General features: G+C 64.6%; 27 protein-coding genes. 21 read left to right on the top strand and 6 right to left on the bottom strand.

Annotated elements, in window-relative coordinates:
* The 8 genes from ACFP9U_RS13825 to ACFP9U_RS13790 form a co-directional block, all read left to right on the top strand.
* On the top strand, nt 1-958 hold a 958-nt coding region (locus tag ACFP9U_RS13825), incomplete at its 5' end, for an amidase family protein (RefSeq protein WP_378622234.1).
* A 44-nt stretch (nt 959-1,002) separates the two neighbouring features.
* Nucleotides 1,003-1,812 carry a YdcF family protein gene (locus ACFP9U_RS13820; protein ID WP_378622233.1) on the top strand — a complete coding sequence of 270 codons (810 nt, stop codon included), beginning with the start codon at nt 1,003-1,005 and terminating at the stop codon, nt 1,810-1,812.
* A gap of 250 nt (nt 1,813-2,062) precedes the next feature.
* Entirely contained in the window at nt 2,063-2,191 is a 129-nt protein-coding gene (locus ACFP9U_RS13815) for a hypothetical protein (protein ID WP_322450193.1), read from the top strand.
* A 251-nt stretch (nt 2,192-2,442) separates the two neighbouring features.
* Nucleotides 2,443-3,843: an L-serine ammonia-lyase gene (locus tag ACFP9U_RS13810; RefSeq protein WP_378622236.1), complete on the top strand. Its 1,401-nt coding sequence runs from the start codon at nt 2,443-2,445 to the stop codon at nt 3,841-3,843.
* A 208-nt stretch (nt 3,844-4,051) separates the two neighbouring features.
* Nucleotides 4,052-4,381, top strand: coding sequence for a GFA family protein (locus ACFP9U_RS13805; protein ID WP_378622231.1), 330 nt, complete (start codon nt 4,052-4,054; stop codon nt 4,379-4,381).
* A 70-nt stretch (nt 4,382-4,451) separates the two neighbouring features.
* Nucleotides 4,452-4,886, top strand: coding sequence for a DUF1489 family protein (locus tag ACFP9U_RS13800; RefSeq protein WP_378622229.1), 435 nt, complete (start codon nt 4,452-4,454; stop codon nt 4,884-4,886).
* Between the two features lie 53 nt (nt 4,887-4,939).
* On the top strand, nt 4,940-5,668 hold the full coding sequence (locus ACFP9U_RS13795) for a VWA domain-containing protein (RefSeq protein ID WP_378622228.1): 729 nt from the start codon (nt 4,940-4,942) through the stop codon (nt 5,666-5,668).
* Complete coding sequence (locus tag ACFP9U_RS13790; RefSeq protein WP_378622226.1) at nt 5,665-6,360, top strand: DnaJ domain-containing protein; 696 nt, start codon at nt 5,665-5,667, stop codon at nt 6,358-6,360. The genes ACFP9U_RS13795 and ACFP9U_RS13790 overlap by 4 nt, the downstream gene beginning before the upstream one ends.
* A gap of 41 nt (nt 6,361-6,401) precedes the next feature.
* On the opposite strand, the gene ACFP9U_RS13785 is transcribed toward ACFP9U_RS13790, so the two are convergent.
* The gene (locus ACFP9U_RS13785; protein WP_378622224.1) at nt 6,402-7,664 is read right to left on the bottom strand and encodes a D-alanyl-D-alanine carboxypeptidase; all 1,263 of its coding nucleotides are present in this window, start codon (nt 7,662-7,664) and stop codon (nt 6,402-6,404) included.
* A 54-nt stretch (nt 7,665-7,718) separates the two neighbouring features.
* On the opposite strand from ACFP9U_RS13785, the gene ACFP9U_RS13780 reads away from it, so the two are divergent.
* From ACFP9U_RS13780 to ACFP9U_RS13755, 6 genes are all read left to right on the top strand, one after another.
* Nucleotides 7,719-7,880 (top strand): hypothetical protein, encoded by a 162-nt coding sequence (locus ACFP9U_RS13780; protein WP_378622222.1) that lies wholly within the window; start codon nt 7,719-7,721, stop codon nt 7,878-7,880.
* 610 nt (nt 7,881-8,490) lie between these two features.
* Nucleotides 8,491-8,820, top strand: a complete 330-nt coding sequence (gene clpS / locus ACFP9U_RS13775; protein ID WP_322450520.1) for an ATP-dependent Clp protease adapter ClpS — start codon at nt 8,491-8,493, stop codon at nt 8,818-8,820.
* An 8-nt stretch (nt 8,821-8,828) separates the two neighbouring features.
* A complete protein-coding gene (gene clpA, locus ACFP9U_RS13770; RefSeq protein WP_378622220.1) occupies nt 8,829-11,276 on the top strand; it encodes an ATP-dependent Clp protease ATP-binding subunit ClpA in 2,448 nt (815 codons plus the stop codon).
* Between the two features lie 160 nt (nt 11,277-11,436).
* Nucleotides 11,437-12,183, top strand: coding sequence for an AzlC family ABC transporter permease (locus ACFP9U_RS13765; RefSeq protein ID WP_378622219.1), 747 nt, complete (start codon nt 11,437-11,439; stop codon nt 12,181-12,183).
* Nucleotides 12,180-12,536: an AzlD domain-containing protein gene (locus ACFP9U_RS13760; RefSeq protein ID WP_322450204.1), complete on the top strand. Its 357-nt coding sequence runs from the start codon at nt 12,180-12,182 to the stop codon at nt 12,534-12,536. The genes ACFP9U_RS13765 and ACFP9U_RS13760 overlap by 4 nt, the downstream gene beginning before the upstream one ends.
* 256 nt (nt 12,537-12,792) lie before the next feature.
* Nucleotides 12,793-14,145, top strand: coding sequence for an O-antigen ligase family protein (locus ACFP9U_RS13755; protein ID WP_378622217.1), 1,353 nt, complete (start codon nt 12,793-12,795; stop codon nt 14,143-14,145).
* A 14-nt stretch (nt 14,146-14,159) separates the two neighbouring features.
* On the opposite strand, the gene ACFP9U_RS13750 is transcribed toward ACFP9U_RS13755, so the two are convergent.
* The 5 genes from ACFP9U_RS13750 to ACFP9U_RS13730 all read right to left on the bottom strand — a co-directional run bounded on the left by ACFP9U_RS13750 (nt 14,160) and on the right by ACFP9U_RS13730 (nt 17,816).
* A complete protein-coding gene (locus ACFP9U_RS13750; protein ID WP_378622215.1) occupies nt 14,160-14,891 on the bottom strand; it encodes a glycosyltransferase family 25 protein in 732 nt (243 codons plus the stop codon).
* A complete protein-coding gene (locus ACFP9U_RS13745; RefSeq protein ID WP_378622214.1) occupies nt 14,888-15,325 on the bottom strand; it encodes an HIT family protein in 438 nt (145 codons plus the stop codon). Before ACFP9U_RS13745 ends, ACFP9U_RS13750 begins: the two co-directional genes overlap by 4 nt.
* 72 nt (nt 15,326-15,397) lie before the next feature.
* On the bottom strand, nt 15,398-16,582 hold the full coding sequence (locus tag ACFP9U_RS13740; protein WP_378622212.1) for a GNAT family N-acetyltransferase: 1,185 nt from the start codon (nt 16,580-16,582) through the stop codon (nt 15,398-15,400).
* A gap of 39 nt (nt 16,583-16,621) precedes the next feature.
* Entirely contained in the window at nt 16,622-17,332 is a 711-nt protein-coding gene (locus ACFP9U_RS13735; RefSeq protein ID WP_378622210.1) for a glycerophosphodiester phosphodiesterase, read from the bottom strand.
* 19 nt (nt 17,333-17,351) lie between these two features.
* Nucleotides 17,352-17,816 (bottom strand): RidA family protein, encoded by a 465-nt coding sequence (locus ACFP9U_RS13730; protein WP_378622209.1) that lies wholly within the window; start codon nt 17,814-17,816, stop codon nt 17,352-17,354.
* A 115-nt stretch (nt 17,817-17,931) separates the two neighbouring features.
* On the opposite strand from ACFP9U_RS13730, the gene ACFP9U_RS13725 reads away from it, so the two are divergent.
* The 7 genes from ACFP9U_RS13725 to ACFP9U_RS13695 form a co-directional block, all read left to right on the top strand.
* Entirely contained in the window at nt 17,932-18,765 is an 834-nt protein-coding gene (locus tag ACFP9U_RS13725) for a cell envelope integrity EipB family protein (RefSeq protein ID WP_378622207.1), read from the top strand.
* A 165-nt stretch (nt 18,766-18,930) separates the two neighbouring features.
* A complete protein-coding gene (gene rpsB / locus ACFP9U_RS13720) occupies nt 18,931-19,800 on the top strand; it encodes a 30S ribosomal protein S2 (RefSeq protein ID WP_378622206.1) in 870 nt (289 codons plus the stop codon).
* Between the two features lie 102 nt (nt 19,801-19,902).
* On the top strand, nt 19,903-20,826 hold the full coding sequence (gene tsf / locus ACFP9U_RS13715; RefSeq protein ID WP_378622204.1) for a translation elongation factor Ts: 924 nt from the start codon (nt 19,903-19,905) through the stop codon (nt 20,824-20,826).
* A gap of 126 nt (nt 20,827-20,952) precedes the next feature.
* Nucleotides 20,953-21,699, top strand: a complete 747-nt coding sequence (gene pyrH, locus ACFP9U_RS13710; RefSeq protein WP_322450215.1) for a UMP kinase — start codon at nt 20,953-20,955, stop codon at nt 21,697-21,699.
* A 10-nt stretch (nt 21,700-21,709) separates the two neighbouring features.
* Nucleotides 21,710-22,270, top strand: a complete 561-nt coding sequence (frr, locus tag ACFP9U_RS13705; RefSeq protein WP_378622202.1) for a ribosome recycling factor — start codon at nt 21,710-21,712, stop codon at nt 22,268-22,270.
* Nucleotides 22,270-23,028, top strand: coding sequence for an isoprenyl transferase (locus ACFP9U_RS13700; RefSeq protein WP_378622201.1), 759 nt, complete (start codon nt 22,270-22,272; stop codon nt 23,026-23,028). Before frr ends, ACFP9U_RS13700 begins: the two co-directional genes overlap by 1 nt.
* Nucleotides 23,025-23,419, top strand: a 395-nt coding sequence (locus ACFP9U_RS13695) for a phosphatidate cytidylyltransferase (protein ID WP_378622199.1), incomplete at its 3' end; no start/stop codon positions are given. The genes ACFP9U_RS13700 and ACFP9U_RS13695, both read left to right, overlap by 4 nt.

The following is a 23,419-nucleotide window of genomic DNA, read 5'->3' as shown; positions in this document are numbered from 1 at the left end:
GACGGCGACCGATACCGGCGGGTCGATCCGCCAGCCCGCCGCCTTCACGGCCACCGTGGGCATCAAGCCGACCTATGGGCGCTGCTCGCGCTGGGGCACGGTCGCCTTCGCCTCCTCGCTCGACCAGGCCGGCCCGATCGCGCGGGACGTGCGCGATGCCGCCATTCTCCTGAAATCCATGGCCTCAGTCGACGCCAAGGACACGACCTCCGTCGACCGGCCGGTGCCGGACTATGAGGCGGCGGTCGGACAGTCGGTGAAGGGACTGAAGATCGGCATCCCGAAGGAATACCGCGTCGACGGCATGCCCGCCGAGATCGAGGCGCTGTGGCAGAAGGGCGTCGAGTGGATGCGCGAGGCGGGCGCGGAGATCGTCGACATCTCCCTGCCGCACACCAAATACGCGCTGCCCGCCTATTACATCGTCGCGCCGGCTGAGGCCTCGTCCAACCTCGCCCGCTATGACGGCGTGCGCTACGGCCTGCGCGTGCCGGGCGGCGACGTTACCGAGATGTATGAGAAGACTCGCGCAGCCGGCTTCGGCCGCGAGGTGAAGCGGCGCGTCATGATCGGCACTTATGTGCTGTCGGCCGGCTATTACGACGCCTACTATCTCAAGGCCCAGAAGGTGCGCACGCTGATCAAGCGCGACTTCGAGACCGTCTTCGACCAGGGCGTGGACGCCATTCTCACCCCGGCGACCCCCTCCGCCGCCTTTGGCATTGCCGACCAGGACATGGCCGCCGATCCGGTGAAGATGTACTTGAACGACATCTTCACCGTGACGGTGAACATGGCCGGCCTGCCGGGGATCGCCGTTCCGGCCGGGCTGGACGCAAAGGGCCTGCCCCTCGGCCTGCAGCTCATCGGCCGGCCATTCGACGAGGAGACGCTCTTCCGCACCGGCCATGTGATCGAGAAGGCCGCCGGGCGCTTCTCGCCGCAGCGCTGGTGGTGAGGTGATGCGCCACGGCGCCGGCTGAGGCAGGGGGGAGGCGCTTCTTGTTCCATCTCGCCTCGGCGGTCTTCTGGGCGCTGCTTCAGCCCGTCAATCTGGTGGGGCTCTTGTTTGCGGCTACGCTTGCCGCTTCGCTGCTCCATTGGCGGCGGGTCGCGCTCGCCGCCGGGTTCCTCGGCCTGCTCGTACTCGGCCTCGCAGGCTGGACGACCCTCGGTGCGATGCTCCTGCATCCCTTGGAGGAACGTTTTCACAGGCCCGCGCAAGCGCCGGCGGATGTCGACGGCATCCTCATTCTTGGCGGCGGCTTCGAAGGTGCGATCAACCTGGAACGCGGCGGTTATGAACTGAACGCGAGCGGCGACCGGCTGATCGAGGCGGCGATTCTGGCGCGCCGGTATCCCGAGGCGCGGCTGGTCGTTTCCGGCGGGTCCGGTTCGGTCTTTTTGGAAGGCGAGGGCGATGCCGATACCGCGCCGCGTCTCTTGACCGCGTTGGGAGTGGCACGGGAGCGCATCGAGCTCGAGAACCAGTCGCGGGATACATACGAGAACGCGGCCTTTTCCAGAAAACACATCGACCCCCACCCGGGCGAGACCTGGCTTCTGGTCACCTCGGCCTACCACATGCCGCGCGCGGTCGCCGTTTTTCGGAACGCGGGATTTCCCGTCGTGCCGTGGCCGGTCGACTACAAGACCGCCGGCAATGAACGTGTCGGCCTTGCCGCCGACAACGTGCTCGACTCGTTGCGCAACACGACCGTGGCACTGCGCGAATGGCTGGGGCTTTTCGCCTATTGGCTCGTGGGACGGACGGACACCCTGCTGCCGGCCCCCGCGCAGAGGCCGGCCTGACGCAGGGGCGGGGTGTTTCACGCGCCCGAATTTCGCCTTCTTTGTTGAAAATTTACCAACATCCCGTTCGGTGCAAGCTATTGAATCCCCTGGAAGGATCCTTATATGCCGGCGGCGTTCGGCGGTACGTCGCCCTTCTTCGGCCGTTTTTTCTGTTGCTTCGCCGATAGCGTGGGAGTATGCCCCGCTTAAGCGACCGGTCAGGGGAAGAGGGGACCGTCGCGTGAACAAACGAAATGACGGGAATTCAATGGACGATAGCGTTCAGAAATCCTGCTGGGGCGTCACCGCCAAGGCAGCGATTGGCCTCGCCGGCATCATCCTGCTGGCCTGGCTCTTTGCCGGAAGCGAATCGCTGGCCGTGATCGCGGCCAGCTAAGCAGAAAAAGATTCAGTCCACTTCCATGAACCGGGGCGCGGCCGCAGAAGCCGCGCCCCGGTTCGTTCGGTTGCCTTGTCATGTCGCTTCCTGACACGCATATGCTGCCGATACGGCGCATGGATGCGGCCTCTACAGCGCAATGCGTCCTTTGGGACGCACAAGGAACGCTGTAAGCTGAAACCGCGCATCCCGCTTTCCGAAAACCTTCGGGGGTTCGGAGCGATACGCCGGCTGGCTGGAGTTGAATGATGTTCCTTTCCGTCTTCGATCTCTTCAAGATCGGCATCGGCCCGTCGAGTTCCCATACCATGGGACCGATGGTGGCGGCGGAGCGTTTCCTGGACGAGCTCGCCGAAGGCGAATGGCCGCGCCCCGCCGGCGCGACGGTGTCGCGGCTGGCGGCCAGCCTGCACGGATCGCTGGCTTTCACGGGCGTCGGCCATGCCACCGACCGGGCAGTGATCCTGGGCCTGAACGGTCTCACCCCGACAACGATCGATCCCGATACGGCGGACGGGATCCTCGAACGCATCCGGCGGACGCGGCGGCTCGATCCACCGGGCCATCCCGGCTACGATTTCGATCCCGAGACGGACCTCGTCTTCGACAGGAAGGCGCCGCTTCCGGGCCATGCCAACGGGCTGGCGTTTTCCGCCTTCGATGCCGATAGCCGCCTCCTGCTGCGCCGGGTCTATTATTCGGTCGGCGGCGGCTTCGTGGTTTCGGAAGAAGAGCTCCAGGCGCTCCAGGCACGCGGCAAACAGGCCGCCGAGCACGACGTGCCCTATCCATTCGCCAACGCCCGCGAGATGCTGGCCATGGCCGCCGAAAGCGGGCTTTCCATCGCCGAGATGAAGCGGGCGAACGAAGAGTCCCGCATCAGCGCGGCCGAGCTCGATTCCGGGCTCGACCGCATCTGGGAGGCGATGCACGGCTGTGTCGAGCGCGGCCTGTCCCAGGAGGGCGTCATGCCCGGCGGGCTGAACGTTCGCCGCCGCGCCCGCCGGCTTCATGAAACGCTTCAGGAGGAGTGGCGGCAGAATCGGCCGAACCCGCTTTCGGCCAATGACTGGCTTTCCGTCTACGCCATGGCCGTCAACGAGGAGAACGCGGCCGGCGGGCGCGTCGTCACCGCCCCAACCAACGGCGCGGCCGGTGTCGTGCCGGCGGTGCTGCGCTACTGGCTACGTTTCCACGTCGACGCCGACCAGAAGGGCATCCGCGACTTCCTGCTGACAGCGGCCGCCGTCGGCGGCATCGTTAAGCACAACGCATCCATCTCCGGCGCCGAGGTCGGCTGCCAGGGCGAGGTGGGATCGGCCTCTGCCATGGCCGCCGCCGGGCTCGCCGCCGTCATGGGCGGCACGCCGGAGCAGGTGGAGAACGCCGCCGAGATCGCGCTCGAGCATCATCTCGGCATGACCTGCGATCCGGTCGCCGGCCTCGTCCAGGTGCCCTGCATCGAGCGCAACGCGCTGGGCGCGGTGAAGGCCGTCACCGCCGCGTCCCTGGCGGTGAAAGGGGACGGAACACATTTCGTCTCGCTCGACGCGGCGGTGGAGACCATGCGCCAGACCGGCATCGACATGAACGAGCGCTACAAGGAGACGAGTCTCGGCGGTCTGGCGGTCAACGTGGTGGAGTGCTAGCGGTGGCAACGGTCGTGCTTTCACCCTTATGGTTCGACAGGCTTACAGTGAGGATGAAGGCAAAGAGGCCGCGATGCGGGGTTGGTCTTGCACCAGAGCGTAAACGCGCGCCCTCACCCTGAGCCTGTCGAAGGGCGAGGGCGGAATGCCGGGTGCGGGAGGGATGAGTGTGGCAAGAATTGCGACCTGTGCTTGCGGAAGCCTTCGCGTGACCTGCATCGGCGAGCCCGAAAAGGTCTCCCTGTGCCATTGTCTCGCCTGCCAGAGGCGCACCTACGGCATTGCCGCGTTCTTCCGCCGGGATGCCTTGAGTATCGAGGGGGCCAGCAACTGTTACACGCGCCCCTCCGACAGCGGTTTTCCTGTGAGCTTTCACTTCTGCCCCGGTTGCGGCTCGACGGTCTGGTGGGAACCTCGACGCATGCCGGAGTTGATCGCCGTGGCTGTCGGTGCGTTCGCGGATCCGGATTTCCCTGCGCCGACGCAAGCCGTCCATTCCGAGTTCAGGCATCGATGGGCCGGCGATATCCCCGGCTGATCGGATGGGAACTGTGGAATGCACCCGGCTGCGCCTTCCTTCTGCCCTCCTGGCGCCCTAAAAAACGCCCATGGCCCTTCATCTCATCAAACTCTGTGTTGGCTGCGAAAGCCCCGACATGCTGGAAGCTTGGGTTTCCGGGCGGCTCGAGGAGCGGCGGCGGCGCGGCGAGCCGGCCGAGCAGATCCACACCACGCGGATGGTGCCGAAGCGCATGGAGGAACTGTGCGCCGGCGGGTCGCTCTACTGGGTCATGAAAGGCATGGTGCAGTGCCGCCAGCGCCTCCTGGAGATCCGGCCCTTCATCGACGCAGAGGGCATCTCGCGCTGTCAGCTGGTTCTTCAGCCGGAGATCACGCGCACGGAATGGCAGCCACGGCGCCCGTTCCAGGGCTGGCGCTACCTGAGGGGGGAGGACGCGCCGGCGGATCTGAAGTCGGGCGCCGAGGGTGACGAGATGCCGGACCACCTGCGCCGTGAGCTGACGGAACTGGGCCTGCTTTGACGGGCGGTGTTTTCGGGCTTGCCAGCCGGCCCGCGCAACCACATCTTGTTTTCATGAGTGAAAAGAAGACGCCGGTTCGGCCGGAAAGCGGGGCCGACATCGCCAAGCCGCGCTCGGACACCGCGGCCGTAGAAGCTTTCGTGCGCCAGGCGCGCGCAATGGCCGTCCGAGGTGAAGGAGCAGGCCGCCTGATCCTGGCGCTCGACGCCACCATGAGCCGTCAGCCAACCTGGGACCTCGCCTGCGAAATCCAGGCGAGCATGTTCGACGCCGTCGGCCGGGCGGGTGCCCTCAACGTGCAGCTCGTCTACTACCGCGGCTTCGGCGAATGCGCCGCATCCCGTTTCGTTGCCGATACGGAAGCGCTCAAGCGGCTTATGACGCGCATCGACTGCCGCGGCGGACAGACGCAGATCGGCAAGGTGCTTTCGCATGCGTTGAAGGAGAGTGGGCGGGGAAAGGTGAACGCCCTGGTCTTCATCGGCGATGCGATGGAGGAGGATGTCGATCTTCTGGCAGAGAAGGCAGGCGAGCTGGGCCTGAAAAATATCCCCGTCTTCCTCTTCCAGGAAGGGACGAACCCCGTGGCGACAAACGCCTTCCGAGAGATCGCCCGGCTGTCCCGCGGGGCCTGGTTCCGCTTCGACCGCAGTTCGGCCGATACACTTGCAAAGCTGCTTTCGTCGGTGGCGGTTTTCGCGACAGGCGGCCTGCCGGCGCTTGAGAAGCGGGGGCGCCCGGAGGACCGGCTCATGATCGAGCATCTGAGCGGGAGGCGATGACCGTAGCCTTTGTCGCGTTCGCGCTTCTTCTGCTGCTGCTTCTTGCGGCGGTCGCCTTCATGCGGGCAAGCCCGGCCGGTATCGCCAGCGCGCTCCGGTTTGCCGGCCCGGTGGTGCTCGGGCTGGTCGGGCTGATCATGCTTTTCGCCGGGCGGGCGGGGCTCGGCGGCATGCTTCTGTCAGGCGCCGCCGCCTGGCTCGGTTCCAACCGGATCCGTGCGCGTCCGCGGCCCTCGGCGGGCCAGCGTTCGACTGTGCGCTCTGCCGCGCTCGAGATGGAACTCGACCACGATACCGGTGCACTCGCGGGAACGGTGCTGGCGGGGCGTCACGAGGGCCGGCGTCTTGCACAGATGAGTCTGGAGGAACTCCTGGCGCTCAGAAGCGAGCTCGCCGAGGATGGCGAGAGCCTGCAGCTATTGGAGACGTATCTTGACAGCCGCTTTCCCGTCTGGCGCGAACGCGCGGATACGCACGAGGGCGCGGGGCAGGGCGGCGCGCCCACTCCTGGCCGCATGACCAAGGAGGAGGCTTACGAGGTCCTTGGTCTTGAAGCGGGGGCGGGTGCGGCGGAAATCCGCAAGGCACACCGCCGCCTGATGCAGCGTCTGCATCCCGATATGGGCGGCTCGTCCTTTCTTGCCGCCCGCATCAACGAAGCCCGAGACGTTCTCCTGTCCCAACACGAATAGCCCTCCTTGGACGCAATACTCACCGGGCAGAGCGGTAACGGTCAGTTCTGAACCGCGTAGCAGGCCACGTTCTTCTTCTTGAGCGATTCGCACGCGCTCCAGGCCGCGGACTTGCCTGCGAATCCGCCGAAGCGCGCGCGATAGTAGGTCCGACCCTTCATCTCGAAGACCTCCGTGAAGGGGGTCGCATCGGCAAGCACGCTCGGCACCTCCTGGCTCGTCTCGGCGAGCAGACGGCGTGCATCCTGCTCGCTGGGCATGGAAGCGACCTGAATCACCCAGCCCTTCACGGTGGTCGAGGCTGTGGGAAGCGGATCGATCTCCTCCTGCTCGTCCTTTTCGGCAACTGCCTTGGAAAGCGCCGCGGCGGCGGCGGCAACCGGTGCATTTTCCTCGGCGTAGCCGACGACGACGGGAGCTGCGGGCTCGGGCCTGACGTCGGGTATGGGGGCTTTCTTCGGCAGCGTGCTTGCGACCATTCGATCAGCCGGGCCACCCTTGGCGATCAGCATGCGGTCGGAACCGGTGGACGCCTTGGGCAGGGTGCGACGGATGAGGTCGGCCATGTGCGCGTCACGGCTGCGGGCCGTGCGGCCGCCCATCACCACCGCCACGATGCTCTTGCCGCCGGTCGCCACCGAGCTGACGAGGTTGAAGCCGGAGGCGCGGATATAGCCGGTCTTGATGCCGTCGACGCCTTTCACGTTACCCAGGAGGTTGTTGTGGCTGCTGATGCGGCGCCCGCCATAGGTGAAGGAGCGGGTGGAAAAATAGTCGTAGTATTGCGGGAAGTGCTCGCGCAGCGCGATACCGAGGCGGGCCATGTCGCGCGCCGTCGTTTTCTGCGCGCTGTTGGGCAGCCCGTGGGCGTTCTTGAAGGTAGTGGAGGACATGCCGAGCTGGTGCGCTTTCCTTGTCATCATGGCGGCGAACTTGGCTTCCGAGCCGCCGAGGAACTCCGCAACGGCGGTCGAGATGTCGTTGGCGGACCGCGTCACCAGGGCGTAGATCACCTGCTCGAGGGTGATGCTTTGCCCGGCAGGCACGCCGAGTTTGGTCGGCGGCTCGGCGGCGGCATTGCGCGAGACCGGCACACGCGAATTCTTCGAAATCTTTCCGCTCTCCATCGCTTCGAAGACCAGGTAGAGCGTCATCATCTTGGTGAGCGAAGCGGGATAGCGGGGCGAATCCGCGCTGTCCTCGTACAGGACTTCACCCGTCTTGGCGTCGACGACGATCCCCGCATATTTCGCGTTCGCCGCCGCCGGTGCCGCCGTGAACAGCGCTGCCACCAGGGCAGCCATCATCACCGCGGCGACTATACGGGAGACATTCTGGAAGGATCCAACGAGACCTGTGTGAGCCTGACGCACAACCGCACCTATTCTGACCGTGATCTTGGACCGGAGTCTTTGAAGAACGGTATGGCGCGCGCCGTTACCAATCCGTTTACGGTTTTCGAAACCCTTCGGGAATTTTGCAAATTTGAAGCGAATTGGCTGTGGTTTGGTACGGCATGATCGCCGGCTCGGGCACCTCGGTCTGCAATGCATTGCACTTGTTTTCTTCTTGCGTTGGACGATGATGGGCGACCCCCTCGCGGCAAGGCACGGCATGAACCCCGACACGCATGTCGATGCGCCGTACCGCGCGGAGCGGAACAGTTGAACGAGACGCAAGCCGTCGGGTGCACCGTCCCGGCTGGCCGCAACCCACAAGGCATTGGAAAATGGCGGTCGTATGATAGCCAAATCATCTGCCGCGGGAATGTTCCGACGCTGCCGCGCCGCAGCCGGCCCGATTATCGCATCTGCCTTTGAAATCGGTCATAGCGAGCCTTAGATGGAAGAAGGGACGGGTGGCGTGATCGGTGTGCCGCGGTGGCCTCACTGGCCAGTTCGGCAGCGGGGTCTGGGCCTCGGTTTGTCACTTTCACCAGCAGGCGAGAGAATTGCGGGTCTCGTGCAGGAAAATTTGACGGCGACGGACACGCAATCCGTATTGTCAGCGCGGCAGAAGGGCTTAAAATCCCTGTTCGAGTACCTACATGTCGCTCCTCTTGAGGGGAGCGGCGGGAAGCATGGACCATTGACGATCGGCGAGAGCAAAATGCCAGGCGACGCTTTGCGGATGGCCCGAGGCGACGATGACGGCAAAAACACCGGGCGCGGCACCGCCGTCATCACACGAACCCGGACGAAGACCAAGAAGCCGAGTCTCTACCGCGTGTTGCTTTTGAACGACGACTACACGCCGATGGAGTTTGTCGTTCACGTGCTGGAACGGTTTTTCCAGAAGGACCGGGAAGCGGCGACCAGAATCATGCTGCACGTCCACAATCACGGCGTCGGCGAATGCGGCGTCTACACTTTCGAAGTGGCCGAGACCAAGGTGGCTCAGGTCATGGATTTTGCCCGTCAGCATCAGCATCCGCTGCAATGCGTGATGGAGAAGAAATGAGGTATTGAATGCCGGCTTTCTCGCAGGGCCTGGAACGCGCGCTTCACCAAGCGCTGACCTATGCCAACGAACGCCACCATGAATATGCAACGCTCGAGCACCTGCTTCTGGCGCTGATCGACGACAACGACGCGGCCGCCGTCATGCGGGCGTGCAATGTCGATCTGGACGAGTTGCGGCGCACGGTCCTCGACTATATCGATGGCGAGCTCGACAATCTCGTCACCGGTTACGATGAGGATTCCAAACCGACCGCGGGTTTCCAGCGCGTCATTCAGCGCGCCGTTATCCATGTGCAATCCTCGGGCCGGGAGGAGGTGTCCGGCGCCAACGTGCTCGTCGCCATCTTCGCCGAGCGCGAAAGCCATGCCGCCTATTTCCTGCAGGAACAGCAGATGACCCGCTACGACGCGGTCAACTACATCAGTCACGGCATCGCCAAGCGGCCCGGCGCTTCCGAGGCACGTCCGCCGCGCGGCGCCGACGAGGATCAGGCTGCGCCGGGCGCCGAGACGGAGGAGGGCACGAAGAAGAAGCAGCAGCAGGACGCGCTGTCCGCCTACTGCGTCAATCTCAACGCGAAGGCCCGCTCCGGACGCATCGATCCCCTGATCGGCCGCGAGCCGGAGATCAACCGCACCATCCAGGTGCTGTGCCGCCGCTCCAAGAACAACCCGCTCTATGTGGGCGATCCGGGTGTCGGCAAGACCGCCATCGCCGAGGGGCTGGCCAAGCGCATCGTCGAAGGCGACGTGCCGGAGGTTCTGCTCGATTCCACGATCTTCGCCCTCGACATGGGCACGCTTCTGGCCGGCACCCGCTATCGCGGCGATTTCGAGGAGCGGCTGAAGCAGGTCGTCAAGGAGCTCGAGGACTTCCCGGGCGCCATCCTCTTCATCGACGAGATTCACACGGTCATCGGCGCCGGTGCCACCTCGGGCGGTGCCATGGATGCTTCCAACCTCCTCAAGCCTGCGCTCGCATCGGGGGCGATCCGCTGCATCGGATCAACCACCTACAAGGAGTTCAGGCAGTTCTTCGAGAAGGATCGTGCGCTGGTGCGGCGGTTCCAGAAGATCGACGTCAACGAGCCGAGCGTGGACGATGCGATCGAGATCATGAAAGGGTTGAAGCCGTATTTCGAAACCTTCCACAAGGTGAAATACACCAACGAGGCGGTGAAGGCGGCGGTGGAGCTGTCGGCCCGCTATATCAGCGACCGCAAGCTGCCGGACAAGGCGATCGACGTGATCGACGAGACGGGTGCTTCGCAGAAGCTTCTGCCCGAATCCCGGCGGCGCAAGACCATCAGCGTCAAGGAGATTGAGAACACGATCGCCACCATGGCACGCATTCCTCCGAAGACCGTCTCGGCCGACGACGAGAAGGTTCTCTCCGGGCTGGAGGCGGAGCTCAAGCGCGTGGTCTACGGCCAGGAGCAGGCCATCGAGGCGCTGGCCTCCTCCATCAAACTCGCCCGCGCCGGCCTGCGCGAGCCGGAAAAGCCGATCGGCTCCTATCTGTTCTCCGGGCCCACGGGCGTCGGCAAGACGGAGGTGGCCAAGCAGCTTGCCGCCTCGCTCGGCGTCGAACTTCTGCGCTTCGACATGTCGGAGTACATGGAGCGCCACACGGTCTCGCGGCTGATCGGTGCGCCTCCGGGCTATGTCGGCTTCGACCAGGGTGGTCTGCTGACCGACGGGGTGGACCAGAATCCGCATTGCGTGCTTCTCCTCGACGAGATCGAGAAGGCGCATCCGGACCTGTTCAATATCCTCCTTCAGGTCATGGATCACGGCAAGCTGACGGACCACAACGGCAAGAGCATCGACTTCCGTAACGTCATCCTGATCATGACGACCAATGCGGGAGCCTCGGAGATGGCGAGGCCAGCGATCGGTTTCGGCTCTTCGAAGCGCGAAGGCGACGACATGGAGGCGATCAACCGGCTCTTCTCGCCGGAGTTCCGCAACCGTCTCGACGCCGTCATTCCGTTCGGCTCGCTGCCGGTGCCGGTGGTGCATCAGGTGGTCCAGAAGTTCGTCATGCAGCTCGAGGCCCAGCTTGCCGAGCGCCGCGTCACCTTCGACCTGACCGACGAAGCGGTGGCCTGGCTGGCCGAGAAGGGCTACGACGAGCGCATGGGCGCGCGTCCGCTTGGCCGCGTGATCCAGGAGCACATCAAGAAGCCGCTCGCCGAGGAGGTGCTGTTCGGCAAGCTGAAGCGCGGCGGCACGGTGCGAGTCTCGTTGCAGAAGAACGAAGCCGGCGAGGACTCGCTGAAGCTTGAGGTGATCCCCGACGACACGCCGGTCAAGCCGAAGCGCGAGTCCGAGCGGTCGAAGAAGCCGAAGCAGGCGGCGAAGAAGGCCAAGCCGAAGGCGGCAAAGCGTCCGCCGGCGCCGAAGGAGCCACCCAAGCGCAGCCTTGTACCGCAGCTGCCGCGAAAGGGCTGAGACATCCCTTCCATGGAATAGAAGAGCGCGGGTCCGCGAGGCCCGCGCTCTTTCTTTTTGACGCTACGGCTGGCGCAAACGGAAGGGTCGGCGTGAGCCAAGCGCACGGAACCGGTGGTCCGTCGCATATTGCCGCTGCCTGTGCTATCCGGCGAGTTCCATGAGCTGTTCCGAAACTCCCCGTTCCGGCCGGGAAGAAAAGCGCCTCCTCTGGTTCCGGCGCGGCGCCCAGGCTGCGTTCTCGATACCGGGCCTGATCCTGGCAAGTGCCTTCGTCGGTTTCGCGGGGCTGGCGCGCGATGCCGGGCTGACGCTCACGCAGACACTCTTCATGACCGGCATTGTCTGGGCCCTTCCGGCAAAGGTCGTTCTTGTCGGTGCGATCCTCGCCGGCAATGGTCTTCTGGCGGCGGCGTTCGCGGTGACGCTCTCGTCGGTGCGGCTGGCGCCCATGGTGGTGACCCTGATCCCGGAAATCCGCACGCCGAAGACGTCGTCCTGGGTGCTCTATCTCCTGTCGCATTTCGTTGCCGTTACCTCGTGGGTGGTGGCAATGGAGCGCTTTCGCTCGGTGCCGAAGACCATGCGCGCTTCCTTCTATGCGGGGCTCGGCAGCACCTTGATTCTCAACAACATGGTGGTGGTCACGCTGGTCTTCGTGCTCGCCGCGCGCCTCCCGCCGGCCGTTTCCGCCGCGCTTTTCTTCCTCACGCCGTTGTACTTTCTCACCTCGCTGTGGGGTTCGGCACGCGAACGGGCAGGGCAGGCGGCCATGCTCTTCGGCCTTGCGCTGGGCCCGGTCTTCCATCTCCTCACACCCGGCTTCGATCTGGTCGCCGCCGGCTTGCTTGCGGGCAGTGCCGCCTTCGGCCTGCATCTCATTGGCAAGCGGAGGCGGCAGGCGTGAGTTTTTCCGCGATCGACGCCTGGTGGTGGCCCTATCTCTTTATCCTGCTCGCCGGCTGGCTGGCGACGGATTTCTGGCGCTTTCTAGGGGTCTTTCTCGGTGGACGGATCACCGAGGAATCCGAAATCCTCGTGCTGGTGCGCTGTATTGCCACGGCGCTGGTGGCGGCGGTGATCGCCAATCTGGTCGTCTTTCCAAGCGGTGCGTTGGCGGCCACGCCACTGCTTTTGCGGCTTTCGGCCGGGCTGGCAGGGTTTGCGGCCTACCTGGCGGCCGGCAAGAAGGTCCTCGTCGGCATCCTGGCAGGCGAAGCCGTCCTGGGGAGCGGCATCTTTGTCACATCCCTGCTATGATTCTGCGAAAAGGCCGCTCGATCCGAGACAAAGATGCCGACGTCTGCTTGAAGAAAGGCAAGATGTGGGCCATGAACGGGCGAGGTTGGGGCGTTGTGAAGATTCGGGATTCTTGATGTTCCGATTTCTTTTTATCCGCCATCCGGACGAGCCACTGCCTGGCGCCGGCGTGGCCTTGGCTGGAGCGTTCTGCTGCCGGTCTTTCCACCTTCTCCAGAAAGTGCTGCCTGCAGCTGATTAGTCAGAGTGAATGCCCTTGCGTGAGGATCCCCCCAGCCGCTATTTTTCGACGGCCTTTGCCCGAGATGTCATCGCCCACGGGCTTCTTCTCATCTTCATATCGGCGGTCTGGATCGAAAGTGACGCCTACAGATATGTTGCGCTTGCAGCGCTCCTTCCCGTCACCGTCATTTATTTCCGTTCGGATTTCAGGTCTGAAGACAAGCCCCTGATCGGTTATATCGGGCTGCTTTGCATAGCGTGGGGCATCTATGTCGCCACGAGATTTCTCTACGACGCCACCGTGTATTCCGAGGCCGGTATCGGCTCGTCGGAGGGGATATATCTTTTCCCCCTGTTCTACACGATTTCAGGCTATGCGCTTCTCGTCGGGATTCGCCGTCCGTTCATTGCCGTTGTCGCCTTCGTGCTGATCAGCTTCATCGTGGCCGCGGTCTCCTTCGACCCCATGGCGATCGTCGAGGGGCGCCGCGCCGAAGTGGTCCTGCACGAAAACCCGATCCACGCCGCCACGGCGCAAGGCATGGTCGTCCTGTGCATGCTGCCCTTTGCGAGCTATCTGTTGCGCCGCGACGACATGCGGGGGACCTTGCGTGCCGGGCTGGTCGTTCTGTCGTTCGCCATCCTGTTCCTCGGGCTTGCCAACATCTACGCCCTTGAATCCAAGGGTGTTTGGGTCGCCTTGGCTGCGGCGCTTCCCGTCCAGCTGCTTTTGATCGCGACGATGCACAGCGCACGGCGTGGGGTGCTGGCGATCCTCGGCCTTGCCTTCGCCGCTGTGGTTGTCACCGTCTTCGTGGCTTGGGACGGAATTCGCACGGTCGCCGGCGACACCGCGGAGGCGATGATGGAGCTCTTGTCGGCGATCGCCGACGGCTCTGGCCTTCTGGAGAGCATGGGACATGCCATTCGCGACTACACCGTGCCCGAGAGTCTTCGCGAGCGCCTCATGCTGTGGGCGAGCGCCATTCTGATCTGGGCGGAAGCTCCGATCTTCGGGCAAGGCGTGACATGGCTCGACAAATGGCAGACGCGCGCCTATCCCGCCGCCGATTACAATCTGCTCCACAACGGCTATCTCGAGATCGCGATCCGCTACGGCGTTGTCGGCCTGATCTTCTATGCCGTTCTCTTCTCCTGGGTGATCCGGCAGGTCTGGCGGGCGAAGCGGGAAGGCATCATCGATTCTTCCGCCTTCAACGCATTTTTCTGCGTGTTCCTGTTCTTCTGCGTGACGATCTTCAGCAATTCGAATATCCGCCTGGCCATCGGCGAATCCTATCTCTGGTTTTGCGGCGCCTTCGGTTTCTACTGTTTTTACCGGCGGCAGCGGCAAGGCTGTGTGAGCAAGCCGACGACGTGGATCTGATGAGGCCGCGGCGCTCAGCCGCGGGCTGCATAGGCCGCTCTTCGCAGGTAGTCCTGCCCGCGAAAAAGGGCGGTCGGGATGCGCATGTAGAAGGGGAATTTCGTCGGCTTATAGCCGGCGGGTGAAATCGTCGAGGCGGACTTCACCCGCTTGAGTAGAGGTTTCCTGGTCGTCACAATGCTAGCGCCATGCGACCACCCGCGCTCGAGCGCGATGTCATAGGGCAGCGAGATCGGCAGGAGTGCCCGGCGCAATTTGACGGCACCCTGCCGTGTCACGAGATAGCCCATGGCCGAGCCGAGGGGACCGTGAATACACCGGCCGACAACGTCGCCCGCCGCGCTTGTGGCCTTCGGCAGAAAGCCGCTGAGGCGGTGGTTGTAGAGCTTGATGACGTCGGGGGCGGGGGAAAGCCGCGTCAGCGCTTCGAGGCGCGGAAGGAAGTCCGTCTTGAAATCCGTGTCGTCCTCCACGATGACGGCATGGGGCGCACCGGACTCGATCACCCGATCAAGGGCGCGGATGTGGCTCAGATAGCAGCCATATTCGGCGGCGAGCGGATGGCGTCCATGCCGCAGCCTGAAACCGCGGGCATCGAATTCGTGCCATTCGGCCGGATCGATGGCCTTGCCGTCCACGGCCGGAATTCGCTCCGGCGCAACGTCGACGAGGGCGGCGCGTTTGACCAGTTCTTCCCAGCGGTCCTTCGAGCGATCCAGATTGATCGCGAGCACCGGGATGGTCACGAGGCGTCGTCCAGCGCGGCGCGGATCTTGCCCGCTTGCTCGGCGAGCACGTTCTGATCCGCCATCTCGCCCGTATGCGGGCGCAACGCCACGCCCTCGAAGCGCGGCAGGATGTGGACATGCAGGTGAAAGACCACCTGGCCGCCGGCGGGCTCGTTGAACTGCTGGACGGTCACGCCTTCGGCGTCGAAGGCCTTCATGGTCGCGCGCGCGACCTTCTGAACGGTGCGCATCACCGCGGCGAGGCTGTCGGTGTCCACGTCAAGGAGATTGCGTGCGGGCTTTTTGGGAAGCACCAGGCAATGGCCGTCTCCGCGCGGCATGATGTCCATGATCGCAAGCGTATCGTCGTCCTCGTAGAGCTTGTGGGAAGGAAGCTCGCCGCGCAGGATCTTGGCGAAGGGATTGTCCTTGTCATAGGCCTTGGTGGTCATGTTCTACCTCGTCCTTGGGAACTCGGGCAGGGATGTTTGTGGCCTGCCGACGCCGCGGTCAAGAGGCTTGCGCTAGCCGCCTTTCTTGTAGGGCGAGTGCTCGGCCAGGATGCCGCCGATGGCGGAGATGTCCTGGCGTTCGTGCTCCAGATAGTCGGCGACGGCCCGTCGCAGGCCCGGATGGGCAATGTAGTGCGCCGAGCGCGTGGTGACCGGCAGATAGCCGCGCGCCAGCTTGTGCTCCCCCTGGGCGCCAGCCTCGACGCGCTTCAGGCCTCTGGCGATCGCGAATTCGATCGCCTGGTGGTAGCAGACCTCGAAATGCAGGAACGGATGGTGTTCGATCGCGCCCCAGTTGCGGCCGTAGAGCGCGTCGCCGCCGATGAAGTTGAGGGCGCCTGCGATGTAGCGCCCGTTGCGCCTGGCCATGACCAGAAGGATGTCGTCGGCCATGCGCTCGCTGATCAGCGAGAAAAAGAGCCGGTTGAGATAAGGCCGCCCCCATTTGCGGCTGCCCGTGTCCATGTAGAAGGTGAAGAAATCGTCCCAGACCGCTTCCGTGAGCTCACCGCCGGTCAGCCATTCGATTTCGATGCCTGCCTCGAGGGCCGCGCGACGCTCCCTTTTCAGCGCCTTGCGCTTGCGCGAGGCGAGGCCGGCCAGGAAATCGTCATAGGAGGTGTAACCTTCGTTGAAGAAATGGAACTGCTGGTCCGTGCGCACGAGAAAGCCGGCCTCCTTGAGCGCCGTGACGTCCTGGTCGGGCGCGAAGGTGACGTGTGCCGAAGACACGCCGAGACGATCCGTCAGCGTCTTCAGTCCCTGGGCGAGCGCCTGTCGCGCCGCGGCCGGATCGGTATTTCCGCCAACGAGCAGCCGCGGACCGGTGGCCGGCGTGAAGGGGACGGAGACCTGCAGCTTTGGATAGTAGCGCCCGCCGGCCCGCTCGAACGCGTCGGCCCAGCCATGATCGAAGACATATTCGCCCTGGCTGTGGGACTTCAGATTGCAGGGCACCGCACCGATGAGCAGGCCCTCGGCATCTTCGAGCCGCAGATGCTGGCCGAGCCAGCCCGTTTCGCGCACCGCGCAGCCGCTTTCCTCGAGCGATTTCAGGAAATCGTAGGAGACGAACGGATTGTAGGGCACCCTGCAGTTCGCCGGGTCGGCGCCGGACAGGCGAGACCATTCCTCGCGCGTGAAGGCGTCGAGACTGGGGGCGACGGTCAGGGTGGCTGCCGGCTCGGGTTTCTGCATGACGTTCCTGTGCCTTCGTTCACAGATAGGTGTCGGAGGCTAAGGTGAAAATCCCTCGAAGGTCATCTGGTCGGCATAGCGGAAGGTTCGCTCCACGCCCGCCTCGTTGCGCACCGTCCAGGTGATGACGGGCATGGACAGGCGCTCGCGCAGGAAGGAGACGAACGGGTTCGGTAGGTCGTCTACACAATAGGAGGCGAACGAAATGCCGTGGGCGAGCATCGAGAAGTGCGCCTCCATGTCGGCCATCGAGCGGCCGTGCGCCGTCAGGCCGATGGGCAGGTTACCGCCGAGCCTGCCCAGGTCGCGCAGTATCCAGTGATCGAAGGACATCAGCGCGGTCTTGCCCGGATAGTCCGCGAGGCAGTCGAGCACCCCTTCCGCCAGTCCCTGGTCGTGGCCGGCCACGCCCTTCAGTTCCACGATCACCGGCACGCGTCCGTCGACGAGGGCGAGCATCTCGGAAAGGCTCGGGATGTGGTCCTCCGTGCCGCCGACGGAGAGCCCCGTGAGCTCGGCGGCGGTGTGCTGCCACACGCGCCCCTCCCGGCCGGTGAGCCGTTTCAGCTCCTCGTCGTGAAAGACGACCGGCACCCCGTCGGCGGCGCGGTGGACATCGCATTCGATTGCATAGCCGCGCTCGACCGCCGCCGCGAAAGCCGAAAGCGTGTTTTCCCATCTTTGGCGGTTCATGTCGTGAAGGCCGCGATGGGCGATCGCCCGCGATGTCAGCCAGGCGGTATCCTGCATGGGCGATTCCGGACAGCCTTTATGAAACTTCGAACATGGCTTCGATTTCGACCGGCGCATTCATCGGCAGGGCCGCCGTGCCGATGGCGGAGCGGGCATGCTTGCCGCGCTCGCCGAGGGCGGCGACGAGAAAATCGGAAGCTCCGTTCGCAACGAGATGCTGCTCGGTGAAATCCGGCGTCGATGCCACGAACACCGAGATCTTGAGGATGCTTTGGATGCGCTCCAGGTCACCGAGCGCGGCGCGCGCGGTGGCGAGCACGTTGACGGCGCACCACTTGGCGGCCAGCTTGCCCGCCTCCGTCCCGAGTTCGCGGCCGAGCAGGCCCATGGCCATCAGTTTGCCGTCTTTCATCGGCAATTGGCCTGAGGTCACCAGCAGGTTTCCGGTCAACACGGACGGAACGTAGTTGGCCGCGGGCTTCGCCGGTTCCGGTAGTTCGACGCCCAGTTCGAGAAGCCGCTTGTCGATCGCATTGGCCATGTATCATTCCCTCGCTCTTCGCCCTTGCAAGTTGGCCTGTCTTTCGGCACGACTTGCCTTCATCCGCGTCTGACAAGCGCGACACCGTAACACCCGTTCCTGACGGAGATTTGTCATGCGCCCGCCGCGCTTTGCCTTCTTCCTTCTGGCTTCCGTCCTCAGCGCCGCCTCCGGAGTGGCGGCCGCACAGACGTTGCTGCCACATCGCGCCGTATACGATCTGGCGCTTTCGGAGGCCAGCGACGAATCGGATATCGACGCGATGAACGGTCGCTGGGTGTTCGAGTTCGCCGGCTCCGAATGTGAAGGCTATACCCTGAAGAGCCGCATTGTCATGCGCTTTGATATGGCCGACGGGCCGCGGCTGATCGATCAGAGGGTGACGAGCTTCGAGGATCCGAAGGGCGAGACGTTCCGCTTCGTCACCAAGTCCTTTGTCGACGAGAACCTGGAGAGCGAGGTGGCGGGCACCGCCAGGCGAGAAGAAGACGGCACGGTCATCGCCTACGACGAGCCCGAAGAGACCGAGCGGCGCTTTGCGCCCGTCCTGTTTCCCACCGGGCAGCTTCGCGAGCTGCTGGACAAGGCGCGGGCGGGGGAGAATTTCTATGAAAGCGCCATCTTCGACGGTACCGAGTTTGCCGAGCAGCCCGTCATGATCTCGGTCGTTGTAGGCAGGCCGAAGCCGGTGGAAAGCGACGATCCCGAGCGGAAGGTGCTGGGAGACCTCGCCGAAGACACGTTCATGCCGGTGACAGCGGCCTACTTTGACGGGTCGGCAAAGGACGGCGAGGAGATCAGCGACTACAATGTCAGCTTCAAGCTGCACGAAAGCGGTGTCCAGCGTGACATGCTCATCCGCTACCCGGACTATTCCATGACGGCAAAGCTGGTCAATCTCGATCTCCAGGCGGAGCAAGAGGCCTGCGAAACCGAAAACGCGCGCTGAAGACGGCGGCAGTGCTTGCATTCGCGGCGATATGGCTCTATATGCCCGCGCATTCCACACGCGGATCACTGGGTATCTGTCCGGGAGACATCCGGCTGACGCCTCCGGTGGCGGGCTTGCCCGCCTGACGATCCGCGGAGGTTCAACCGGAAAGGAAGACGCAAAATGGCTCTGCCAGATTTCAGCATGCGCCAGCTTCTCGAGGCTGGCGTGCATTTCGGACACCAGACCCACCGCTGGAACCCGAAAATGGGCCCGTACATCTTCGGCGCCCGCAGCAACATCCACATCATCGATCTCAGCCAGACGGTGCCGCTGATGCATCAGGCGCTGAAGACCGTATCGGACACGGTGGCCAAGGGCGGCCGGGTGCTCTTTGTCGGCACCAAGCGCCAAGCCTCCGATATCGTTGCCGACTCGGCCAGGCGCTGCGCGCAGTACTACGTGAACTCGCGCTGGCTCGGCGGCATGATGACCAACTGGAAGACGATCTCCCATTCCATCCAGCGGCTGCGCCGCCTGGACGAGATGCTGTCGGGTGAGGCCCAGGGCTTCACCAAGAAGGAGCGGCTCAACCTGGAACGCGAGCGCGACAAGCTGGAGCGGGCGCTCGGCGGCATCCGCGACATGGGCTCGACCCCGGACATGATGTTCGTGATCGACACCAACAAGGAAGCGATCGCCGTGCAGGAGGCCCGGCGGCTGGGCATTCCGGTCGTGGCCATCGTCGATTCCAACTGCGATCCCGACGAGATCGACTATCCGATTCCGGGCAACGACGATGCCGCGCGTGCCATTGCGCTTTATTGCGATCTGATCGCCAAGGCGGCGATCGACGGCATCGAGCGCCAGCAGGGCGCGCTCGGCATGGATGTCGGCGCATCTGCCGAGACTCCGAGCGAGCCGGCTTTGGAGGAGGCGCCGGCCGAGGCCGCCGCACCTGCGGGCGAAACGGCAACGGACGCGGCAGCCGAAGCACCGGTGGAGGAGGCTCCGGCGGCGGAGGCCCCGACCGAAGAGGCCGGCAAGTCCTGAGGGAAGGGGGTTACCCTTCCCGTTTTTCGGGGCCGTCGGCCCCTGGCGGCCGCGGTTCCTTCGGATCCGGCGGTGCGATGAGTTCGATATGAAGAGGCGACGATGAGCATTTCAGCGGCACAGGTCAAACAACTGCGCGAGATGACTGGCGCAGGCATGATGGACTGCAAGACCGCCCTGACGGAGACCGGCGGTGATCTCGAGGCGGCGGTCGACTGGCTGCGCAAGAAGGGCATTTCCAAGGCCGACAAGAAGTCCGGCCGGACGGCGGCCGAGGGCCTGATCGGCGTCGCGTCGCAGGGCGGGTCGGCGGTCATGGTCGAGGTCAATTCCGAGACCGACTTCGTGGCCCGCAACGACGCCTTTCAGGATCTCGTGCGCAATGTGGCGTCCGTGGCGCTTTCCACCGACGGCAGCGTCGAGGCAGTGGCCGCGGCCGATTATCCCGGAACCGGCAAGTCGGTCGCCGACTCCGTTACCGATGCCATCGCCACCATCGGCGAGAACATGACACTGCGCCGCTCGGCCAAGCTTTCGGTCTCCAAGGGCACGGTCGCCACCTATGTGCACAATGCGGTGGCCGACGGGCTCGGCAAGATCGGGGTTCTCGTGGCCGTCGAGACGGAAGGCAATGCCGAGGCGGCGCAGAATTTCGGCCGCCAGGTGGCCATGCATGTCGCCGCGACCAGCCCGCTGGCCCTGACGGAGGCCGAGGTCGATCCCGTCGCCGTGGCGCGCGAGAAGGAGATTTTCTCTGATCAGGCGCGCCAGTCCGGCAAGCCGGAGAACATCATTGAGAAGATGGTCGAAGGCCGTCTGCGCAAATTTTTCGAGGAGGTCGTGCTCCTCAAGCAGGCTTTCGTCGTCAATCCCGACCTCACCGTCGAGCAGGCGCTGAAGGAAGCGGAGAAGGAGATCGGCGCCCCCGCCACCATTTCCGGCTTCCTGCGCTTCGCGCTGGGCGAGGGGGTTGAGCGCGAGGAGTCCGACTTCGCGGCCGAAGTGGCGGCCGCGGCCAAGCAGTAACGATCCGCATCCGGGGGGCGGAAGAACGAAGGGCGCCGCGTGACAACGCGGTGCCCTTCGTGTAGGCCCGGATGGAGCCTTGCGGTGTAGCGGCGCAGCACGCCGGCGGCACCCACTGAGGAGAGGATGAAGGTGACCGGACGATATCGACGCGTGGTGCTGAAGGCCTCCGGCGAGGCGCTGATGGGAGATCAGGGCTTCGGCATCGACGTTTCCGTGGTCGACCGCATCGCCGCTGATATCGCGGAGGCACGGGCGCTGGGCGTGGAGGTCGGCGTCGTCATCGGCGGTGGCAACATCTTCCGCGGCGTGGCGGTCGCCTCCAAGGGCGGGGACCGCGTGACCGGCGACCACATGGGCATGCTGGCCACTGTCATCAATTCGCTGGCGCTGCGCACCTCGCTGATCAAGATCGGCGTCGAGGCGGTGGTGCTGTCGGCCGTCGCCATGCCGGAGCTGTGCGAAAGCTTTTCCCAGCGCCAGGCCACCGCCTATATGAACGAGGGCAAGGTGGTGATCTTCGCCGGCGGTACGGGCAATCCGTTCTTCACGACGGATTCGGCGGCGGCGCTGAGGGCGGCGGAGATCGGCGCCGACGCCCTGTTCAAGGGCACGCAGGTCGACGGCGTCTATTCGGCCGACCCGCACAAGGACAAGGACGCCGTGCGCTACGAGCACCTCACGCATCAGCGCGTTATGCGCGACGGGCTGGGTGTCATGGACATGGCTGCGATTGCCCTTGCGCGGGAGAACAACATACCGATAATCGTCTTCTCGATTCACGAGAAGGGCGGTTTTGGAGCTATTTTGAGAGGCGAAGGGCGCTGCACGATTGTCGACGGCGGCCCGGCCCTCGACGAGGTGAAGGCGTAAGGAGGCGGAGATGCCGGAGGGCGTTGATTTCAAGGATTTGCACCGGCGCATGGACGGTGCGGTGAGCGCGTTCAAGCATGATATCGCATCGCTGCGCACCGGCCGCGCCTCGGCCAATCTTCTCGACCCGGTGCACGTGGAGGCGTATGGGACTTCCATGCCCATCAACCAGGTGGCGACCGTCTCGGTGCCCGAGCCGCGGATGATCTCCGTCACCGTATGGGATCAGGGCATGGTGCAGGCGGTGGACAAGGCCATCCGCGAATCCAATCTGGGCTTCAATCCGATTGTCGAAGGCGCAACTCTGCGCATCCCGCTGCCGGAGCTCAACGAGGAGCGGCGCAAGGAGCTGGTGAAGATCGCCCATCAATATGCCGAGCATGCGCGTGTGGCGGCACGCCACGTGCGTCGCGACGGCATGGAGCATCTCAAAAAGGCCGAAAAGGAAGGCGAGATCAGCCAGGACGACTCGCACGCGCAGTCCGATCGCGTCCAGAAGATGACCGACGAGACGATTGCCGCGATCGACAGGCTGCTGGCCGACAAGGAAGCGGAAATCATGCAGGTTTGATGGTCGCCGCGCGCGGCTGTCGGCCGGAAGGGGAAAAAGCGGTGAAGCCCGCGCATATCGCGATCATCATGGACGGGAACGGTCGCTGGGCGCGCGCCCGCGGACTGCCGCGCACCGCCGGCCATCGCGCCGGCGTGGAAGCGCTGCGCCGCACCGTGCGCGCGGCGGGCGAAATGGGCATCCGCTGGTTGACCGTCTACGCCTTTTCCTCCGAGAACTGGTCGCGCCCCAAGGCCGAGGTCTCCGACCTCATGGGGCTGTTGAAGCTCTTCATTCGGCGCGACCTTGCCGAACTGCACCAGAACGGCGTGCGCGTGCGCATCGTCGGTAAGCGCGACGGGCTGGAGCCGGATATCGCCGCCTTGCTCGGGGAGGCTGAGAGCCTGACGGCCGGCAACACCAACATGAACCTCGTCGTCGCTTTCAATTACGGCGGCCGCGACGAGATCCTGCGTGCCGCACGCGCCTTGGCAGTCGAGGCGAAAGCAGGGCGGCTCGATCCTGAGGACGTGACGATGCAGGATTTCGAGGCGCGTCTCGACACTGCGGACATGCCCGATCCCGACCTCATCATCCGCACCAGCGGCGAGCAGCGCCTGTCCAACTTCCTGTTGTGGCAGGCGGCTTATGCGGAATTCGTGTTCGTGCCGTGCCGGTGGCCCGATTTCGGATCGGATGACCTTGCGGCCGCGATCGCCGTGTTCGAGGAGCGGGATCGGCGCTTCGGCGGCGCGGCAGCGCAAGAAGCCGTTTCATGAGCAGCCGGAAGGCGGGCAGTGAGCTCGGCCTGCGCATAGCATCGGCGCTCGTTCTGGGCGTCCTCGTTCTGGGCATCACCGTGCTTGGCGGCGGCGCCTTCCGTCTTCTCGCCGCCGTCATGGCGATGCTCGTCTTCCACGAATGGATGGCCATGCGCACATCCGGCCATCCCACGAACCGGCTTGTGGCCTGGGCACTGCTGGCAGCGGTGATGCTGGCGATGCTCGCCGGTCTGTCGGCGCAGCTTTCGCTGGCTGCGCTCGGCGCCGCCTTTGCCGTCGTGGCGGCGCATGCCGCGTTTTCCGGCAGCGGCGGCTGGAGTGCAGCCGGGCTCATCTATGCCGGCCTGCCGGCCATTGCGCTAGCCTTCCTGCGCGGTGCCGACACGGC

It is taken from the genome of Nitratireductor sp. GCM10026969, assembly GCF_042660605.1.
Taxonomy (GTDB): Bacteria; Pseudomonadota; Alphaproteobacteria; order Rhizobiales; family Rhizobiaceae; genus Chelativorans.
Note: the sequence above shows the minus strand (reverse complement) of the source record. Positions and strands in the feature narration are given on the sequence as shown.

Coding starts and splice junctions, on each gene's coding strand:
- ACFP9U_RS13815 (WP_322450193.1), top strand. CDS start 2,063: ATGGACGATAGCGTTCAGAAATCCTGCTGGGGCGTCACCGCCAAGGCA.
- ACFP9U_RS13810 (WP_378622236.1), top strand. CDS start 2,443: ATGTTCCTTTCCGTCTTCGATCTCTTCAAGATCGGCATCGGCCCGTCG.
- ACFP9U_RS13800 (WP_378622229.1), top strand. CDS start 4,452: ATGGCCCTTCATCTCATCAAACTCTGTGTTGGCTGCGAAAGCCCCGAC.
- ACFP9U_RS13795 (WP_378622228.1), top strand. CDS start 4,940: ATGAGTGAAAAGAAGACGCCGGTTCGGCCGGAAAGCGGGGCCGACATC.
- ACFP9U_RS13790 (WP_378622226.1), top strand. CDS start 5,665: ATGACCGTAGCCTTTGTCGCGTTCGCGCTTCTTCTGCTGCTGCTTCTT.
- ACFP9U_RS13785 (WP_378622224.1), bottom strand. CDS start 7,664: ATGGCTGCCCTGGTGGCAGCGCTGTTCACGGCGGCACCGGCGGCGGCG.
- clpS (WP_322450520.1), top strand. CDS start 8,491: ATGGCCCGAGGCGACGATGACGGCAAAAACACCGGGCGCGGCACCGCC.
- clpA (WP_378622220.1), top strand. CDS start 8,829: ATGCCGGCTTTCTCGCAGGGCCTGGAACGCGCGCTTCACCAAGCGCTG.
- ACFP9U_RS13765 (WP_378622219.1), top strand. CDS start 11,437: ATGAGCTGTTCCGAAACTCCCCGTTCCGGCCGGGAAGAAAAGCGCCTC.
- ACFP9U_RS13745 (WP_378622214.1), bottom strand. CDS start 15,325: ATGACCACCAAGGCCTATGACAAGGACAATCCCTTCGCCAAGATCCTG.
- ACFP9U_RS13740 (WP_378622212.1), bottom strand. CDS start 16,582: ATGCAGAAACCCGAGCCGGCAGCCACCCTGACCGTCGCCCCCAGTCTC.
- ACFP9U_RS13735 (WP_378622210.1), bottom strand. CDS start 17,332: ATGCAGGATACCGCCTGGCTGACATCGCGGGCGATCGCCCATCGCGGC.
- ACFP9U_RS13730 (WP_378622209.1), bottom strand. CDS start 17,816: ATGGCCAATGCGATCGACAAGCGGCTTCTCGAACTGGGCGTCGAACTA.
- ACFP9U_RS13725 (WP_378622207.1), top strand. CDS start 17,932: ATGCGCCCGCCGCGCTTTGCCTTCTTCCTTCTGGCTTCCGTCCTCAGC.
- rpsB (WP_378622206.1), top strand. CDS start 18,931: ATGGCTCTGCCAGATTTCAGCATGCGCCAGCTTCTCGAGGCTGGCGTG.
- tsf (WP_378622204.1), top strand. CDS start 19,903: ATGAGCATTTCAGCGGCACAGGTCAAACAACTGCGCGAGATGACTGGC.
- pyrH (WP_322450215.1), top strand. CDS start 20,953: ATGAAGGTGACCGGACGATATCGACGCGTGGTGCTGAAGGCCTCCGGC.
- frr (WP_378622202.1), top strand. CDS start 21,710: ATGCCGGAGGGCGTTGATTTCAAGGATTTGCACCGGCGCATGGACGGT.
- ACFP9U_RS13700 (WP_378622201.1), top strand. CDS start 22,270: ATGGTCGCCGCGCGCGGCTGTCGGCCGGAAGGGGAAAAAGCGGTGAAG.